The 18,134-nt window shown below is 43.1% G+C and carries 11 protein-coding genes; 3 read left to right on the top strand and 8 right to left on the bottom strand.

All coding sequences use genetic code 11. The features are described from left to right. The first annotated feature begins 477 nt into the window (after window positions 1-477). Window positions 478-750 carry a DUF4360 domain-containing protein gene (locus IQ274_RS36700; RefSeq protein WP_228058317.1) on the top strand — a complete coding sequence of 91 codons (273 nt, stop codon included), beginning with the start codon at window positions 478-480 and terminating at the stop codon, window positions 748-750. Between the two features lie 561 nt (window positions 751-1,311). On the opposite strand, the gene IQ274_RS23395 is transcribed toward IQ274_RS36700, so the two are convergent. Together IQ274_RS23395 and rpaB are read right to left on the bottom strand one after the other, a co-directional pair. Then, window positions 1,312-1,722: a response regulator gene (locus tag IQ274_RS23395; protein WP_194143575.1), complete on the bottom strand. Its 411-nt coding sequence runs from the start codon at window positions 1,720-1,722 to the stop codon at window positions 1,312-1,314. Between the two features lie 492 nt (window positions 1,723-2,214). Further along, window positions 2,215-2,988: a response regulator transcription factor RpaB gene (rpaB, locus tag IQ274_RS23390; RefSeq protein WP_194143574.1), complete on the bottom strand. Its 774-nt coding sequence runs from the start codon at window positions 2,986-2,988 to the stop codon at window positions 2,215-2,217. Window positions 2,989-3,287: 299 nt separating this feature from the next. On the opposite strand from rpaB, the gene IQ274_RS23385 reads away from it, so the two are divergent. Further along, window positions 3,288-3,581, top strand: coding sequence for a hypothetical protein (locus IQ274_RS23385; protein ID WP_194143573.1), 294 nt, complete (start codon window positions 3,288-3,290; stop codon window positions 3,579-3,581). A gap of 479 nt (window positions 3,582-4,060) precedes the next feature. Here the strand turns inward: IQ274_RS23385 and IQ274_RS23380 are convergent, their stop codons facing one another. The 5 genes from IQ274_RS23380 to IQ274_RS23360 form a co-directional block, all read right to left on the bottom strand. Further along, window positions 4,061-5,254 (bottom strand): tetratricopeptide repeat protein, encoded by a 1,194-nt coding sequence (locus IQ274_RS23380; RefSeq protein WP_194143572.1) that lies wholly within the window; start codon window positions 5,252-5,254, stop codon window positions 4,061-4,063. Continuing rightward, on the bottom strand, window positions 5,251-6,570 hold the full coding sequence (locus IQ274_RS23375; protein ID WP_194143571.1) for a tetratricopeptide repeat protein: 1,320 nt from the start codon (window positions 6,568-6,570) through the stop codon (window positions 5,251-5,253). The genes IQ274_RS23380 and IQ274_RS23375 overlap by 4 nt, the downstream gene beginning before the upstream one ends. A gap of 19 nt (window positions 6,571-6,589) precedes the next feature. Next, complete coding sequence (locus IQ274_RS23370) at window positions 6,590-10,417, bottom strand: tetratricopeptide repeat protein (protein WP_194143570.1); 3,828 nt, start codon at window positions 10,415-10,417, stop codon at window positions 6,590-6,592. A 216-nt stretch (window positions 10,418-10,633) separates the two neighbouring features. After that, entirely contained in the window at window positions 10,634-10,825 is a 192-nt protein-coding gene (locus tag IQ274_RS23365; RefSeq protein ID WP_194143569.1) for a hypothetical protein, read from the bottom strand. A gap of 174 nt (window positions 10,826-10,999) precedes the next feature. Further along, the gene (locus tag IQ274_RS23360; RefSeq protein WP_194143568.1) at window positions 11,000-13,312 is read right to left on the bottom strand and encodes a caspase family protein; all 2,313 of its coding nucleotides are present in this window, start codon (window positions 13,310-13,312) and stop codon (window positions 11,000-11,002) included. A gap of 30 nt (window positions 13,313-13,342) precedes the next feature. Here IQ274_RS23360 and IQ274_RS23355 point away from each other — a divergent pair, with 30 nt between their 5' ends. After that, on the top strand, window positions 13,343-16,477 hold the full coding sequence (locus tag IQ274_RS23355) for a tetratricopeptide repeat protein (RefSeq protein ID WP_194143567.1): 3,135 nt from the start codon (window positions 13,343-13,345) through the stop codon (window positions 16,475-16,477). Between the two features lie 673 nt (window positions 16,478-17,150). On the opposite strand, the gene IQ274_RS23350 is transcribed toward IQ274_RS23355, so the two are convergent. Then, a complete protein-coding gene (locus tag IQ274_RS23350) occupies window positions 17,151-18,092 on the bottom strand; it encodes a hypothetical protein (protein ID WP_194143566.1) in 942 nt (313 codons plus the stop codon). Window positions 18,093-18,134: the final 42 nt, after the last annotated feature.

Genomic DNA, 18,134 nt, shown 5'->3' with positions numbered 1-18,134 from the left:
ATAATTTAGCCAAACGGTCACGAAATACTTCACTTTGTACTAGGACAACATATAGTTCAAAGCTATAAATGGAGTTCAAAAAACTCAAAACTTAATTACAGCAAGGAACATGGTCAAATAGTTCATTTGTACCGTACCGCGATGAGATAGAAATAAAAATTCAGATTTCAGGCGATCGCTTTATCACTCAATTTTTGGTGAAACATATTTTTAAACCATATTGTGGACATTTTGAATCATATTTTGACCGAAAGTTTAAAATTTTCGACTAAATTAGTGTGTCTTGCTCGGCATTTTTTACCAAGTCTCAAAATAAAACTTTTGGTCGTATTATGGTTCACATTTAAAACACGCGGACATAATTTGATTCATAAAGTTAAGTTATTGATTGGCTCAAAAGCTTGAAATTACGTTAACTTTTGGTCACGTTATGGTTCAAAATTTGGTCATGCAGGGGGTAAAATCACAAGGAGAGATTTGTACAAGTTTTTTCACCCTTGCCCCTCTGCCCAAGAGCTTGCCACCACGCAAAGTTTGTGTGGCGAAGCGCTAGAACTATCAAATCAGGGGTCAACAGGCGAAAAGCCGACAATAGCTGATGTTTGGTCAGGCTGTGGTGACAGTGTAAATATACGGGTGAATACTGCGATGACTGCCAAAGGTCAAGGGATGGCTACTGTTGACTCCTTCGATCTTGCACACCGAGGTTTGGTTTATCACATAAAATATCGCACCTGTCGTAAAAACTAGTACACTTCCGGATAATTCGGGCACAGAAAATTTATTCTGAAACCTTTTATCTAGTGGGATTTTTACTCGTAGTAAACGCAGAGTACAGTACATACTTTGCGCTAGCGTAAAAGCAAATATTGACCCTAGTAGTTCGCCAACCCAAAAATGCTGCGTGATGGCTGGGGAAGGGGGAAGGGATTTGAAACCTTTCCCCCCGCCCCTTATCCCCAGAGGGGGCCCCACCTTCCCCTTTCCCCTTTACCCCGCCAAGTCACGAAAGCGAACTACTAGAAGGGCTGCAAATAGCAATCAATGGGGCAATTGCAACAGTGCGGCTACACTCCCCACACTCAAAATCTCGTTATATCAGGGCTTTGCGATTAACAAGCGTGCCATTCGAGCAAAGGGGAAGGGAAAATTTCATCCTTTTCCCTTTAACCGCAACCCCATTCCTCGACAAATGCCAAGAAGTCTCATTGTTGCGCCTTTTAGTTGTAATACTTTTGTTTATGCCTTTGTAACACTTTCGCTAAGAGTATCAGATCGCACTATTCTCAGTACTTTATCAAGAGATTCTGGTCATAAATGATGCGGTTGCTGTAAAGCCGCTTGAATATGTCCTATTAATGCATCCGGCTCAACAGGCTTTCGGATAACTCCAGCCACCTTGACATCAAGCTCGTTTCTAAAAAACGCCTCTTCGTTGGCCGTAATTAACAAAACAGTTATAATTTGTAAAATTGGGTTATTTTGGATGCGCCGAGCGACTTCGTACCCGTCCATGTCGGGCATCATCACATCTAGTAGAAGTAGATCAGGTATTTTGGATTCAAGGAAAGCTAGCGCTGCTGCGCCCGAATCCACAGTTTCAACTTCATAACCCTCCATTTCTAAAAGAGTTTGGAAGAAAAAGCAGTTGTCTGCAACATCATCGCAGACAAGGATAAGTTTATTAGTACTATCTTGTTTAACTCCTCTTTTAACCACCATATTAAAATAGGTAACATAGCATTGTAAGTCTATTTATAGTTAAACAAACAACTTTTTTCGTCTTGCTGTGGTGTTAGTTGCTAGTGGCTGTGGTGTTAGTTGCTAGTGTTAGTTTTATGTAAATATTTGTTATCAAGCTTTTAAAAAGTGGCGGTGGCAGTTGAGTGCGCTATCCCAACTGAGTTTCGTTCCTCATGGAGAACCCAGTTATTGCTTAGAGTCAAGCGTTGAAGAAGGAAATCTCACTCTCTTGACGCTTTCATTTAAGTAAAATATTACTTTATTAGGACTATAGCCCTTTCTACGTCTTTTGATACAAAAACAGCAATATTGGTGTCAGTCGCTAGAAGAAGATTTTTGGATCGTGCATGAATGACTGAACAATTCGCAGTTTGCAATGACTGGCATCAAAATTTCTTCTTTCTGACTTGATGACAAGTCGATTGGGTGTTGTTTCTAGAATTTTTAACATTTTCACCTCTGACTTCTTCCTCAATCGTGTTCTGATTCAACAATTCGTGGGAAAAAATAACCACTACCTCTTGCTGTAATAATTAATTCTGGGTTATTGGGATCGGATTCTACCTTTGTCCGCAATCGTGAAATATGCACATCTACCACACGGGTGTCTGTATTCATTTCTGGTACAAAGCCCCACAATTGCTGTAATATTTCAACCCTTGAAAAAATCTTTCCCGAATGATTTACTAACAACTCTAATAAGCTAAACTCCACACCTGTCAACCGAATGCGTTGCTCATTTTTATGGACTTGCTGCTTACTTGTATCTATTTTCAGGTTGCCTGCATGAATTACAAGAGAGTTAGGAATAGCATTGATGTTGGTTTTGTGGGAGCGCCGTTTTAGTACACAGGCAATTCGAGCTTCTAGTTCTTTGGGTGAGAAAGGTTTTGTCATGTAGTCATCAGCACCAAGTTCTAGCCCAGTGATTCGGTCTGCTACATCTCCTAAAGCTGTGAGCATGATAATTGGTACGTCTGACTCTTTTCGTAATTCTTGACAGACACCATAGCCATCTAGTTTTGGCATCATCACATCTAGAACTATCAAATCAGGGGTCAACAGGCGAAAAGCTGACAAAGCTTCTTCACCATCACTAGCTGTAACTACGCTGTAGCCAATCATTTCTAACCGCGTCTGTAAAATTCGGCGGATGCTGGCTTCGTCATCTACTACTAAGATTGTGCCTTTCTCACCTGATAAGTTTCTCAACACTGTTCCTCCACAGCGAGAACTCTCAACCATCCATTATCTGCTTATTAGGAGTCAAAAACGTAATCACATTTTTGACCTACAGTCACGAGGAAAGAAGCGATGCCTGCGGCGAGCTACGCTTACGCTTGATACTTGCATCTGTGCAACAGATTATGCTGGGACATCTACCCGAAAACAGATTTGTACACAATTAATAAATTCCTCAGCAAGGGACTCGTATTTTCCATCGATTTGGTGTACCTTGTTAATTCTGTGCAAATTATTTATACCTAACTTCTCCCAACTTTACTCAGACAAATTTTAAGCCAATGCCTTCGAGGGAACAGCCAATGAATACTTCTAATGAGATACACACTAAGAAAATCATCAAAAAATCTGACAAGCTTACCCTGAGACAGATGAAATTAATCGAAGAAGCAGAAGACCAACAACTTCTAGCTAATACTGACAATTCTACTGCCCCTGTGGTTGAGGTTGAGGAGAAACCAGTAGCGATTTCAGAGCCTAGAGTTCCTGACTATATTCCATTTCTTGACAACCCTCCAGTACAATCGGTGGGCAATTCCGGCTGGCAAGTGTCTGATGTCTGGCGGGATATCCGCGTGGATGATTTTTGTAATTAAAGCAGGCAATTTGTATTCCCAGACGGTTCTGCATCAAGGCGGTTGCAGTTATCCATGATCCAAATCTTAGAAATTGAGGGACAGGAACCGCTTCAGGGAGAAAAGTTTTCCCGAATGCATTCTTCGGCTGCAATGCCTCTGCCTCTGTCTCTTCGCTGAACCAATATTATGGCAACCGCCTGAGCAACTTTTGTAAACTATCTTTGCACTCAGTCAAAGTTATAGTTGCATTGTGCCTATAATAAGTTACGGCTAACTATAACTAGAAGTTAGCACCCTGTAAATGGTTATCGCTTGGATGACGCATCAAAGGCGATACCAAGACAAGCAAAATTTATCGGCAGCGTAATAGAAACTATTCCGTTGCCAACATGCACCCTCCGCGATCGCATGTTGGTGGAAGTGTTGTATATCAAGGGAAGTAGTGTTAATCGTAGATTATATCGGATAAAAGATAAGAGTACCTTATTTTGTGTTGTTTATTTTTTTATACTGGGATCATTAACTGCGGTTTTCTTGAATCTATCTATTCGGCGCTGGAGAACTTCTGCTAGTGTTGAATCTCCAAGGAAAATATAGCCTAGTCTTGCTTGGCTATAGTACTCCACTGCTTGCTTCGGGTTATCAATCGCAGCATACAGTTGCCCTAAACTATATTGAGCTAGTGTCCAATCTTCTAAATCTTCTAGTCCCTGAACTAGACTGATTGCTTTGAGATAATTAGCTTCTGCTGGGCGGATAAGCCCTGTTTGCCAATAGAGGTCGCCTAGGGTACGGTAAATTAAGAGTGACTGCTTTCCCTGTTGAAGCAATGATTCTAGAATGGCGATCGCATCACTGGTTAGGCTATAAGTTTCAAATGTATTAGCTGATAAATTATAGGCTTGAATAACAGATTGGGGCAAAACATAGTTACTATAAAAATCTGCCACAGTTAATGCAGATGCTTCGTTATCCAATGGGGTGGGAGAAATTTTCGCAACTTTTACTTGAACCAAAGCTGCTTCTGATTTACGAAGAATTCTAAATCCCAGATTGGCAGCTTTTTTCTGAGCATTGGGTGCAGCATCATCCTCAGAGGATTTTCCAGTATCTGTTTGCACAACTATGGAATAGGAAACACCAGGCTTTAGTGGTTTACCTGCGTATACAAGCTGAGTTTCCCTTGTCTTAGTTCTCCACATTAAGCCTGTTGGGTCTGTTACCTCCACTGTGTATTCTTTAGCCCCAGAGACTTTGTTCCAACGGATTAAGGGAGTGGCAGTGAGCAAGAGACTATGACGGGGAGTAATGAGATAGGGAATAGAAGGATCGATTCCGCCAATTGTTTCTTCAGCTTGAGAACCTCTAGTATCTTGATTTGCCCAGCTAATACAAATTGAGCCTAGACCGGATGGTACACCTGCTTTGACCAGGACAAGATTCCTATAGTCAGGGGGGCATTTTACATAAACTCTGACTCCTCTGTCTGGCAAAATTTGATCGCCTTGATATAAGTCGATATACTGGCGAACAGGTATCCATTCTGTTCGTTTTTCACGTTGTACTCTCACTTTGCCTTGGCCAGAAATTGAGTGAATTCTAACAGTTTGGGCAACAGTAGATAGGGGAAGCGTAATAATAGCAAATGCAAGTATTAAGACTAATTTGACTGTCTTTCTGATATAAATCATTTATTTGTTTCCTGCGGTGTCAAACGCTTTCCAGCCATTACAACCCACTCATCTTGTTCTGGAATGGTAATATTAGCGTACTGGTTGCAAGTTCTCCACTCTCCCAATGCTTGTTTTTTATCACCTTGGGCTTCCATCACTTGTGCCAGGAGACAATGAGGAGCAGCAATTTCATACCTCTCTAATTTGAGAGTAGGTTGTAAGTCGATTGCTTCTAATAGTTTGATTTCAGCATCTGGGTAGTTCTTCTGCATCAACCTTGCCCAACCAAGATTTTTGAGAACAGTATGTTTTGTTTTTGAGTTTAAGGGCTGTTTTTTATCTGTATCTAAGGCTTTGAGCAAAAGGGAAACCGCAACCGGATAGTCTTTTTTTAAAATATTGAGCCGTGCTAGATTATTTGTTGCTTCTGGAATACCACCGTGAATGGCAAGTTGGTAGTGTTGGCGAGCCTGATCTGACATTTGCAGGTCTTCGTAAAGATTGCCTAATTGAAAATGTGCCTCGGCATCATCGGCATTCAGTTTAATTGCCCGTTTAAATTTTTCTTCAGCACTACTCCAGTTTCCCTTTCCCCGGCTTTCGATACCTGGACGGGTATAATACTTTGTGCCAATTCGAGGCAAAGATTGACGAAGCATAAAGATGCTCAACACTAGCAGCAGAGAACCCCCAACACCAAGCACATACCAGTATTTTTCGGGAATATTTATACATTTGAGCAAGCGTCTGAGTCCTTCTTGTCCGCTTTTGGTGAAGATACTTCCTACTGCCAACAACGTAAGAATGCTTTGGGCGCTGACTGTAAAAGCTCCCAAGGAATCGGGTACACCCGTAAGAAAGCGGGGGGCAATGTCGCCAATTAAGCCCAAAGACACAGTTAGGCAGATAATGGAAATGCTTTTCCAGAGCCAATTTCTGGGAGATTGCAGAAACCACCACCAAGATGATTCCTTAGGGTTAAAGCTGGCACGCCAATCAGTAGACTGAGTAAAAGGGGCGATCGCTCTTGCCTGTTTTCTCAAAGTTTCATCAAGTTTGATGAGTTGTTCTAGGCTGTCACTAGATAGAGGAAGGGAATTGACTGAAGTAGCCAGTGCTTCTAAGGCTGACTGAACCCGATCTCGCGCTATTAAAACTTGGATAACTTTAGCAGGAGAGAGCTGATTTTTTAAAACAGCTTGAAAGACAACAACTTCATGCTCAACTGGAGAATCTTGTGCTTCTGGTTGAGAAATCGGAATTGATGGATGAAGCGTCTGAACTAACTGCTTAAGAGCATAATTATATTGTTGGATTGCCTGTTCCAGTTCCATCTAAACCTCCGGTACTACTCTACAACCCATTGCCAATTAGAATGAACGGTGCCCAGTAGTAAGGATGACTGAGATTGCGGGAGATAGATGCAGGTTGTCCAGTTTGTCCTGGTGTATACCGCACGCTACTCCGGTTATTGTTGCTAGCTTGGTGGTCGCTTTTCAGGAGGGCAAGTTGAGCTTGCTGAAGGGCTTCAGCTTTGGTCATTTTGCCAGTAGCAAGATTTTGGTAGAACTGCTGCATCAATTGGCTGGTGCTGGCATCGTTGACAAGCCAAAGAGAAGCAATTACCGATTTAGCGCCGTTCTTAAGAAAATAAAAACTGATGCCAGACATCTCCAAGCCATCAGAATCTACTCCACCCAAAGCAGTTTCGCAAGCAGAAAGCACAACTAAATGGGTATTTCCCATATTGTTTACCAAGAGGTTTATTTTATCAACGGTTAATTTGTTGCCATCCTTACCTCCATCCTTATCTTCCTTATCTTCCTTACCTAACAGAAGAAAAGACTTTTCCGGGGCACCCGATTCAAATTTACCGTGGGTGGCAAGGTGTAGCACTTGACTGCCTGCTAGATTATCTCGCAAGGTCTTGTAAGTGAAGCCTTCATTCAGAAACTGCAATCCTGGAAAAATACCCCCTGGTGACTTTCCTGATTGTTGGACGATGCTTGCCAATTCTATCGGCACATTTGATAAAGGCTTAAACCCCGGAAAAGCTTTGGAAACTCCCATTGCTAGAACTCGGATATTCTGATTGTTGGGAGGAAGCCGAGTGCTAACATCTGTTAAGCCTGCATTCAGAATCGTGGAAACTGCATAACGCTCAATTAAATACTGCTGCCCATCGAACAGTGCTGCCATTGGAATGTAGCGGGTAGAACTGTCAAGAGAAAATACAAGATGACGCACATTTTTATCTTTGATTTCCCCTTCCAATGGTTGAAGCAGCCAGTTATATAGTTGTTTACTTGTGGCTTTGACATCTGTAACGTCTTCAGGGCTAGACAGTTGGGTTCTGAATTTAGACACCGTTTTCCAGAGTTCCTGTTGGTTGATAGGTGTTTCAAAAGTGCGGAAAACCACGCCCTTTTCTCCCGCTCTACTAGCCAGGAGAATCCGAATTTTATCTTTCAATACTAAGGGATAAATTAAGACTGTACCTGGCTTCGACGTGACAATTTTGGCAGCAGTACTGGGGGTTTGTTCGGGTTCGAGGAGTGCGGGGTCTTTAGCAAGTCGTTCTTGCAGAGTCTTGCGAAAAGTATTGGATTCTTGCTGGAATTTTGTGGTCAAAGCGTCGAGTTGGTCTCGTAGTTGACTGAGGGCGTTACACTCTTTCTGTTGTTCGCATTCGTAAACCTGCAATCCAAAGGCGATGAGAGTGCCATATTTTTTGAGGATATCTTCTTCAATGCGGGCTAAAGAAATCCCGGCGGTTTCGCCACCTGCTCTGGCATTACGGGTAAAGTCGCGCAATTCTTGGATTTTTAGGAGTTCGAGAACCTGTTGGGCTTCTAGTAGCCGTCCTTGGGAAAGCAGCAAGTCAGCTAAACGGCGATATGTATCTGCTACGGTTTGGGTGTAGGACTCTTGTTGCTCACGAGGTAATTTCCGCAAGTCTTGCCGAATTGTTTCTCTAACGTTCACAGATTGCTTTAAGAAAACAATCGCCAACTCAGGTTGTTTTTGTGCGTTTAGCAACAAGCCAATGTTGCCGAGGGTTAGTCCTTCCCCTGCTCTATCACCCACTTGTTTGTGAATCGCTAAAGCTTGCTGAAGATACTTCAAGGCTTTGGGGTGCTGCCCCAGACTGTTGTAAACTGCCGCAATGTTGTTGAGGGTAATGCCCTCCCCTGCTCTATCACCCACTTGTTTGGCAATCGCTAAAGCTTGCTGAAGATACTTCAAGGCTTTGGGGTGCTGCCCCAGACTGTTGTAAACTGCCGCAATGTTGTTGAGGGTAACGCCCTCCCCTGCTCTATCACCCACTTGTTTGGCAATCGCTAAAGCTTGCTGGCGAAACTCCAAGGCTTTGGGGTACTGTCCCAGACTATTGTAAATTCCGCCAATGTTGTTGAGGGTAATGCCTTCCTCTGGTTTATTGCCCAATTGCTTGATAATTGCTAAAGCTTGCTGATAGTAATCTAAGGCTTTGAGATACTCTCCGAGTCTGTCGTAAATACCGCCAATGTTGTTGAAATTAGTGCCTAATCCTGCTCTATCACCTACTTGTTTGGCAATTGCTAAAGCTTGCTGATAGTAATCTAAGGCTTTGGGGTACTCTCCCAAACTGCTGTAAACTTCCCCAATGTTGTTGAAGATAGTACCTTCCCGTGCTTTATTGCCCAATTGCTTTACAATCGCTAAAGCTTGCTGATAGTAATCTAAGGCTTTGGGGTACTCTCCCAAACTGCTGTAAACTTCCCCAATGTTGTTGAGCGTTTGTCCTACCCCTGCTTTCCCACCCAATTGCTTGATAATAGCTAAAGCTTGCTGATAGTAATCTAAGGCTTTGGGGTACTCTCCTAAATTATGGTAGATTCCGCCAATGTTGCTGAGGGTAGTGCCTTCCCCTAGTTTGTCGCCCATTCGTTTGATAATAGTCAAAGCTTGCTGATAGTAATCTAAGGCTTTGGGGTACTCTCCCAAACTGCTGTAAACTTCCCCAATGTTGTTAAGGATAGTACCTTCCCATGTTTTGTTGCTCAATTGCTTGATAATAGCTAAAGCTTGCTGATAGAACTCCAAGGCTTTCGGGTACTCTCCCAGTCTGTGGTAAACCAAGCCAATATTTGTGAGGACTGCACCTTTTCCTGTTTTGTCGCCAAATTCTTTGATAATAGCTAAAGCTTGCTGATAGAACTCCAAGGCTTTCGAGTACTCTCCCAGTCTGTAGTGAAATGAGCCAATGTTGATGAGGGTTTGTCCTTCCTCTGTTTTGTCACCCACTTGTTTAATAATTGCCAAAGCTTGCTGATAGAACTCTAAGGCTTTCGGGTACTGTCCTTGACTGTCGTAAATTAAGCCAATGTTGTTGAGAGTAGTGCTTTCCCCTGCTTTGTTGCTCACTTGTTTGATAATTGCCAAAGCTTGCTGATAGAACTCCAAGGCTTTCGGGTACTGTCCCTGAATGCGGTAAACTGAGCCAATGTTGTTGAGAATAGCGCCTTCACCTGGTTTGTCACCCACTTGTTTGATAATTGCTAGAGCTTGCTGATAGAACTCCAAGGCTTTGGGGTACAGTCCTTGACTATCGTAAATTCCCCCAATGTTGTTGAGCGTTTGTCCTACCCCTGCTTTGTCGCTCACTTGTTGACGAATTTCTAAAGCTTGCTGATAGAACTCTAAGGCTTTCGAGTACAGTCCTTGATTGTCGTAAACTCCGCCAATGTTATTGAGCGTTTGTCCTACCCCTGCTTTGTCACCCACTTGTTGACGAATTTCTAAAGCTTGCTGATAGAACTCCAAGGCTTTCTGGTACTGTGCTAGTCTCTTGTAAGATAACCCAATATCATTGAGCGTTTTAGCTTGATTATGGCGATCGCCTAGCTCCTTAAAAATTACCAAAGATTGCTCATAAAACTTGATGGCTTGGTAATATTTACTTTGAGAGTAATAGATATCACCAATGCTGTAGAGAGTATCACCTTCACCCTTGCGCTCATGAGCTTGCTGATATAAAACTAAAGCTTTTTCAAATGCTTCTAGTGCTGCTTGAAACTGTTTTTTATCTAGTTTTTGTTTGCCCTCTGTGAGCAAATTATCTGCTTCAGGTTTCAGGTTTTGAGCAGTTTGTGTGGTTGCTACTAAAGTCTGATTTGCAAAGGCTGCATTAGCTGCCATTTGTCCCGAAGTTGTGAAGGACAAAAGCAAGCTGACAAAAATTAGGTTAAAGCGACATAAAAGCATATAGCAACGTGAACAATCAATAAAATTATGTCATTTGAGCATCATGACCCTCTGTTGTTGCAGACCCAGAAAAATACTGAAAAATAGAAGTTTAAAATATTTCTACGATGACATTTGTTAAAGAAATAGGTGCCAAGACTGGCTCAAATTTTAGTATTGGCTGCGTTGAAATTGCTGAATTCCTTGCTCTAATAGCTTGTCTGCTTCTATTTTGCGGTCTTGGCTTGTTTGTGCTTGTGCGGTGGTGGAGAGGAGATAACTGGGAATGGGTAGTAGGGAGAGAATGAGCGCCAGCAACAGTGTCGGCGTGAGCCAGCCAACCAGTATAAGTCGCAAGGACATGACAGTTGATATTTCGGGTAATTACTGAATATTAGAAATTAAATCTTGACAGAAATAATCAAGTCTGTAGTTGATATTTTCTAACATTTAGATATAATTTTTCTACGCTTAGAGAGCGATCGCCATCTATCTGAGGGTAGTAGCCCACAATCCGAAATGAATAAATTTCGTTATTTAGTTTTCGTCGATGATTTCAAAAGTAATAGATAACGCCACCATCTGTTGAGTATCTAACTGGCGAATCTCTGAAGTTGGTTTTGCGGCAGTGCGACTCCCTCCAGCGAGATCATCTAACAGACTAGCGATCGCCACATCCGTTTTCTCAGCTACAATATCACTACTTCTTTGGGGGTTCTGTTTTTCCGCTACCAGTGTTTGTAGTGGCTTTAATGCGTTTTGTATGGGTACACTGCTAGATACAATCAAAACTTCAGCAATACCCAATGGTTTTGTAAATGCTAATTTGTAACCCTTTTGAATTTGCGTTGTACTAGGAATCTGAAGTGTTCCTCCCGCATTTATTAGTGCCGCATTCTTGTCATCGCCCAAAGGAAATAAAATATCTATATCTCCATCGGGACTAAATATTAACACTGCCATATACAAATCTTGTCTTTCTCGATTTTCCACGGAGATTTGCACTGGTTGCTCAATCTGAATTTGCGCGAGAGATTGGTTGATAGACCTTACAGGTTGACGATTTTCTAAATTTTGATTTCTACCTCCACGCACTGTAAACGATTCAGCTAGTAATGCTTGGTTATTAGCCAGATGCAGACTGCCAACGACGTTTAACTTAGATGAAGTAGTATTAAGAGCCAGTTTTATGAGTCGGGCTGCTAACAATAACTTAAATTTTGTTTGTAGCTGATTGATTGCGTCTTGAACAGATTCATCTGCGTCTGCAAATGAACCAGGAATGGGATCAAAGGCAACAGAAAATAAACCTACACTATTTATGGCAGGTAAATCTGCGATGATTCCTCGTTTTTCCAACTCCTGGCGGTTGGCTGGCAGCATTCTTCCTAGAATGTAATGCACTTCCTGTTCTAACAACGGTACAACTTCAATGCGGGGGAGCGATCGCAATGCCTGTTCTGCTACGGCTTCTTCTTGTTGTAGTGATTTATCTAACCCAATCCGCAATTTGAGATTGGTGGGAATTGCCCGGATTTTTTCTTGTAAAACCGAACCAGGGGTGATTTTGACTCCAGAATTATTTTTTAGTGAACCAGTAGCAACTAGGCGATCGCGTGACTGAATCTCTACCGTACCTTGGGTTTGTCCCCGCTCATTGACAACAGTAAAAGTTGCTCCTTTACCTAAAGCTACTAAAACTTGTGGTTCTGCGCCAGTCAACAGGATTTTGACAGCATTACCCTTAACTTCTGTAATCACTGCATCTGCTGCTGGTTTCTGCATGGGGAGAAAATACATCGGCAGTTGATTATCGGTGCTGCCAGAATTTACCTCAATAGCAGGGTTTTGCAGACGAGAATTTTGCATCGTCTTCAGAAACTGCTCGGTTTTTGCAGCAGCAGCAATCACTACTTTACCCATCCCCTCATTACTTGTTTGCTGCCAAAGCTGGCGCGTCAAGGCATAGGTAAACACACCTGCATGAACATCTTTGGCAAATGACGCATCAACAGCTTGCTGATTACGCTGGGACGCAAAGATAGCTGCACCGTTAATCAGATTGTTTCTACGCCGATTAATCCATTCTGGTTGAGAAAGTTGTAAGTCTTTCAGCCAGCGTTGCTGATATTCTAGTTCTTCTTTACTAGCTTCTAGTTTTGTATTTTGTCCGTCCCCTCGCAGTTCTATGTGACCAGGACGCGATCGCACTATTAAATTTCCCCGCACTCCTGCACCGGAGTAGCAACTGTCAAGAATGAAGGTCACGTTTTTAGTTTTACGACTGAGAGCTTCCCGCAGCAAAAATATATGACCAGCAGTAATATCATCCACTTCGCCACCTTTCTGAGGATAGCCATCAGGTAAATCTGCATCAACAGGGACAATAGTTCCATTCACACCATCTGAGAATACCTGATAGGGATCAATGACATTCGAGCCATGTCCTGAATAGTGAAAAACTACCACATCATTTTCTGATGCCACCCATTGAATTAGATGTTGCTCAAATTGCGCCAGAATATTTTTACGAGTAGCTTCTTTATCAGTCAATACGAGAATATCATCTGGTTGAAACCCAAATCGATGAATCAACAGCTCTCGCTGAAGATAGACATCGTTGACTGCTCCCTGTAACCGATACCACAATCCTCTGATTTTCAAGTCTTGGGTATTAGCGCCAGGATAGTCAGTAATACCAACCAGCAATGCACGTTTGCGATGAGTGTCTTGTGCCAGGACCTTGCCATAACGAAGAGAGGCTTGCTGAATACCAAGTTGATTCACACCCAGAATTGTTAGGGATGCACCTATAGATTGTAGAAACTGACGACGCTTGATAACTAGCATAGTTCCATACCGTTCAGTTAAACAATGGTTATGTCCTGGCAACTCAGACTTATTGGTTGGCTCATGTCACCTCTGCTGCTGACGTTCATTCCTTCTTTGTTGCCTATTTCTAGTTATATCGTCTCTACCACCGCACAAGCACAGACAAGCCAAAACCGTAAAATAGAAGCAGACAAGCTGTTAGAGCAAGGAAAACAGGAATTTGAACGCGGCCAATACCAAAATGCGATTCAGTCTTGGCAACAAGCGTTAGCTATTTATCAAGAACTGAAAGATCATAATGGGGAAGCCAATTCCCTAATGAATCTGGGCGAAGCTTACCGTAACCTGGGGCAATACCCCAAGGCTATTGAGTTCTATCAGCAATCTCTAGCTATTTTTCGCCAAATCGGCGATCGTAATGGAGAAGCAACTTCCCTGAATAATCTGGGCAATGTTTACAGTATCCTGGGGCAATACCCCAAAGCTATTGAGTTCTATCAGCAATCTCTAGCTATTTTTCGCCAAACCGGCGATCGTAATGGAGAAGCAACTTCCCTGAATAATCTGGGACTTGCTTATAATTCCCTGGGGCAATACCCCAAAGCTATTGAGTTCTATCAGCAATCTCTAGCTATTTTTCGCCAAATCGGCAATCGTAATGGAGAAGCTTATTCCCTGAATAATCTGGGCGAAGCTTACCGTAACCTGGGGCAATACCCCAAGGCTATTGAGTTCTATCAGCAATCTCTAGCTATTTTTCGCCAAACCGGCGATCGTAATGGAGAAGCTTATTCCCTGAATAATCTGGGACTTGCTTATAATTCCCTGGGACAATACCCCAAGGCTATTGAGTTCTATCAGCAATCTCTAGCTATTTTTCGCCAAATCGGCGATCGTAATGGAGAAGCAACTTCCCTGAATAATCTGGGCAATGTTTACAGTAACCTGGGGCAATACCCCAAGGCTATTGAGTTCTATCAGCAATCTCTAGCTATTTTTCGCCAAATCGGCAATCGTAATGGAGAAGCAACTTCCCTGAATAATCTGGGACTTGCTTACCGTAACCTGGGGCAATACCCCAAGGCTATTGAGTTCTATCAGCAATCTCTAGCTATTGTTCGCCAAATCGGCGATCGTAATGGAGAAGCAACTTCCCTGAATAATCTGGGCAATGTTTACAGTATCCTGGGGCAATACCCCAAGGCTATTGAGTTCTATCAGCAATCTCTAGCTATTGTTCGCCAAATCGGCGATCGTAATGGAGAAGCAGCTTCCCTGAACAATCTGGGCGAAGCTTACCGTAACCTGGGGCAATACCCCAAAGCTATTGAGTTCTATCAGCAATCTCTAGCTATTGTTCGCCAAATCGGCAATCGTAATGGAGAAGCAACTTCCCTGAATAATCTGGGCAATGTTTACCGTAACCTGGGGCAATACCCCAAGGCTATTGAATTCTATCAGCAATCTCTAGCTATTGTTCGCCAAATCGGCGATCGTGAAGGGGAAGGGCTTGTCCTCAGTAATATTGGCTTACTACTGGAAAAACAGCAGCAACCAGAATTAGCAATTGTCTTCTACAAGCAATCGGTCAATGTGCGGGAGAGCATCCGGCAAGACCTGCGGAAATTACCCCGTGAGCAACAAGAGTCATATACTCAAACCGTAGCAGATACCTATCGCAGTTTGGCTGACTTGTTGCTTTCCCAAGGACGGCTACTAGAAGCCCAACAGGTTCTCGAACTCCTAAAAATCCAAGAATTGCGCGATTTTACCCGTAATGCCAGAGCAGGTGGCGCAACCACTGGGATTTCCTTAGCCCGCATTGAAGAAGATATCCTCAAAAAATATGGCACTCTCATCGCCTTTGGATCAAAGGTGTACGAATGCGAGCAAAAAAAATGTAGTGACCTCAGTCAATTACGCGACCAACTCGATGCTTTAACCACAAAATTCCGACAAGAATCCAATACTTTTCGCAAAACTCTGCAAGAACGACTTGCCACAGACCCCGGACTGCTCGAACCCGAACAACTCCGCAGCACTGCTGCCAAAATTGTCACGAGTGAACCCGATACAGTCCTAATTTATCCCCTAGTCTTGAAAGATAAAATTCGGATTCTCCTGGCTAGTAGAGCGGGAGAAAGGGGCGTGGTTTTCCGCAGCTTTGAAACGCCTATCAATCAACAGGAACTCTGGAAAACGGTTTCTAAGTTCAGAACTCAACTGTCTAGTCCTGAAGACGTTACAGATGTCAAAGCCACAAGTAAACAACTATATAACTGGCTAATCAAACCCTTGGAAGGGGAAATCAAAGATAAAAATGTACGTCATCTTGTATTTTCCCTTGACCGTTCCACCCGCTACATTCCAATGGCAGCCCTATTTGATGGTCAACAATATTTAATTGAGCGTTATACAGTTTCCACGATTCTGAATGCAGGCTTAACAGATGTTAGCACTCGGCTTCCTCCCAATAAACAAAATATCCGAGTTCTAGCAATGGGAGTTTCCAAGGCTTTTCCGGGGTTTAATCCCTTATTAAATGTGCCGATAGAATTGGCAAGCATCGTTCAACAATCAGGAAAGTCACCAGGGGGTATTTTTGCAGGATTGGAGTTTCTGAATGAAAGCTTCACTTTCCCCACCTTGCGAGATAATCTAACAGGCAATCAAGTGCTACACCTTGCCACCCACGGTAAATTTGAATCAGGTCGCCCCGAAAATTCTTTTCTTCTCTTAGGTACTGGTGACGAATTAACTGTCGAACAGATCCAAAATCTACAAAACTACATGGCAGATACCCATTTAGTCGTACTTTCCGCTTGTGAAACGGCTTTGGGTGGAGTAGATTCTGATGGTTTGGAGATGTCTGGCATCAGTTTTTACTTTCTTACTAACGGCGCTAAAACGGTAGTTGCTTCTCTCTGGCTTGTCAACGATGCCAGCACCAGCCAATTGATGCAGCAGTTCTACCAAAATCTCGCTACTGGCAAAATGACCAAAGCGCAAGCCCTCCAGCAAGCTCAACTTGCCCTACTTAAAAGCGACCATCAAGGCAGCAACAATAACCGGAGTAGCGTGCGGTATACACCAGGGCAAAATGGACAAACTGCATCTATCTCCCGCAATCTCAGCCATCCTTTCTACTGGGCCCCTTTTATTCTGATTGGCAATGGATTGTAGCTCATCTTATACAAAGCAAACCTCTAGAATGACCTATTCTCAAAGCTTTTAATTCAAAACTAAAAATCTAAAATTTAATTAAATCCTAGCGACTAGGTTATCATTTGTTCCGGTGCAACTGTCCATAATAGGCGGCTATAAAAGGACACTCCTCATTCCATACTCATATCTGCCCTGCTTTAACCAAATACCATACCGCAGCGGAATTTTACCTGGAAGCGATACCTTCTCTTCTCTTTCAGAGACGCACTCGCGTTCGAGAGGCAATGTCTTTCCTGCGGAACGCACTCGCCTTCGGCACGTCTTCTCTACGAGACGCACTCGCGTTCGACGAACGCCACCGGTTCATGGCGGGTACGCCATCGCAGAGTGCAGATATATGCAAATCTTTTGACTTTATTAAATGACTACCCAGGTAAAACAGGTAAAAAATGGGTAGTTCTCCGCTATCTTTAACCAAGCGATTCAGGGATGATTAATTCTATAGAAAAGCGCTGGCACAAATTTTTGGCTGGCATTTAATAAATCGCATATAAAACAAAGCCCTGAATTTTTATCGGGGCTTTTTAAATTTAACCTCATCAATTGCAGCCTTTTGAGTTCTATCATTTCATTGGACCGATCACTTTCATACAACAAGTTAATTTTTGCATTGTTGCATTAAGAATCAAGTTTACTTTTGCTGTCTCCATACAAGGTTGTACTCCCTTTCCACAGCCGCCAGCAATTTTGCCTGCAACGAAGATAAATAAGGTTTAGCTTGTTTCCCCAACCCCTGCAACAGCCAATCCACAGAAGAGTCACGGCTGGTCACTTGATGCAACTGCCGTAACCTCACACATAGCTGCTGCATGAATTGGCAATCTTCATCAAGCAATTCCAGTAACTTCAGGTGTTCAATCTTCACGGTGTAGTCGCCGTCCCAGGTCTGAAGTGTACAACTGTATTCGCCAACATGAGTTACCACGCCCCAATAACCCGCTTTACCTCTGAGTTCCGGGTTATCCTTCGGCAACAGAAGGCATATTTCCCCAATATGATAAGGATTGGGTACTTTCGACCTTTCGCGTATCCTGTCCACCACGTCTTTCACGATCCGACCGGATGGAATCTTATTCCCAGCTTGTTCTACTGCCTGCTGCCATACATCCGCTTGTACAGTCGGTTCCAACTCGGCTTTCGCCAAAAAACGCAATTGTCGTTCGTTGGTCGGCATTGGAATTTGCCGACCAATGGTCGGCAAAAACTTTTGAAGATTCTCATAAACCACAGTAGCCGAAATCTTCAAGTACGCCGCATCACGACTATAATTGAAGCGATCTCGGCAATACTCCTCAAAAGTACGGTGCGTGGAACGGTATAGCCGTCTGTCCCTCAACTCCATTAGCGCCTGACCTGCTTCTAAAAACGCACGTTCTACACGGCGTTCTAAGTTCAGCCGCTCGTTTTGTTCTTCGGGGGTCAACTCTCTTATTTCAACAGCCACAACCTCGATGGTTGCTAATGCTGGCTTATCTTGGGCAGAAATATTTTCGGCAGCAGAGTCGGTTGCTAGCTTTGGTTCCTCAGATGCCCCAGGGATAACTTTCTTGCGTCTAGATGGTGGTTTGTTCATTATTCCACCTCCAGGACAAATTGGCTCGTAGCAATATTGAGT

The organism is Nostoc sp. LEGE 12447, assembly GCF_015206985.1.
GTDB lineage: Bacteria > Cyanobacteriota > Cyanobacteriia > Cyanobacteriales > Nostocaceae > Nostoc.
This window is presented reverse-complemented; position numbering and strand designations above follow the sequence as displayed.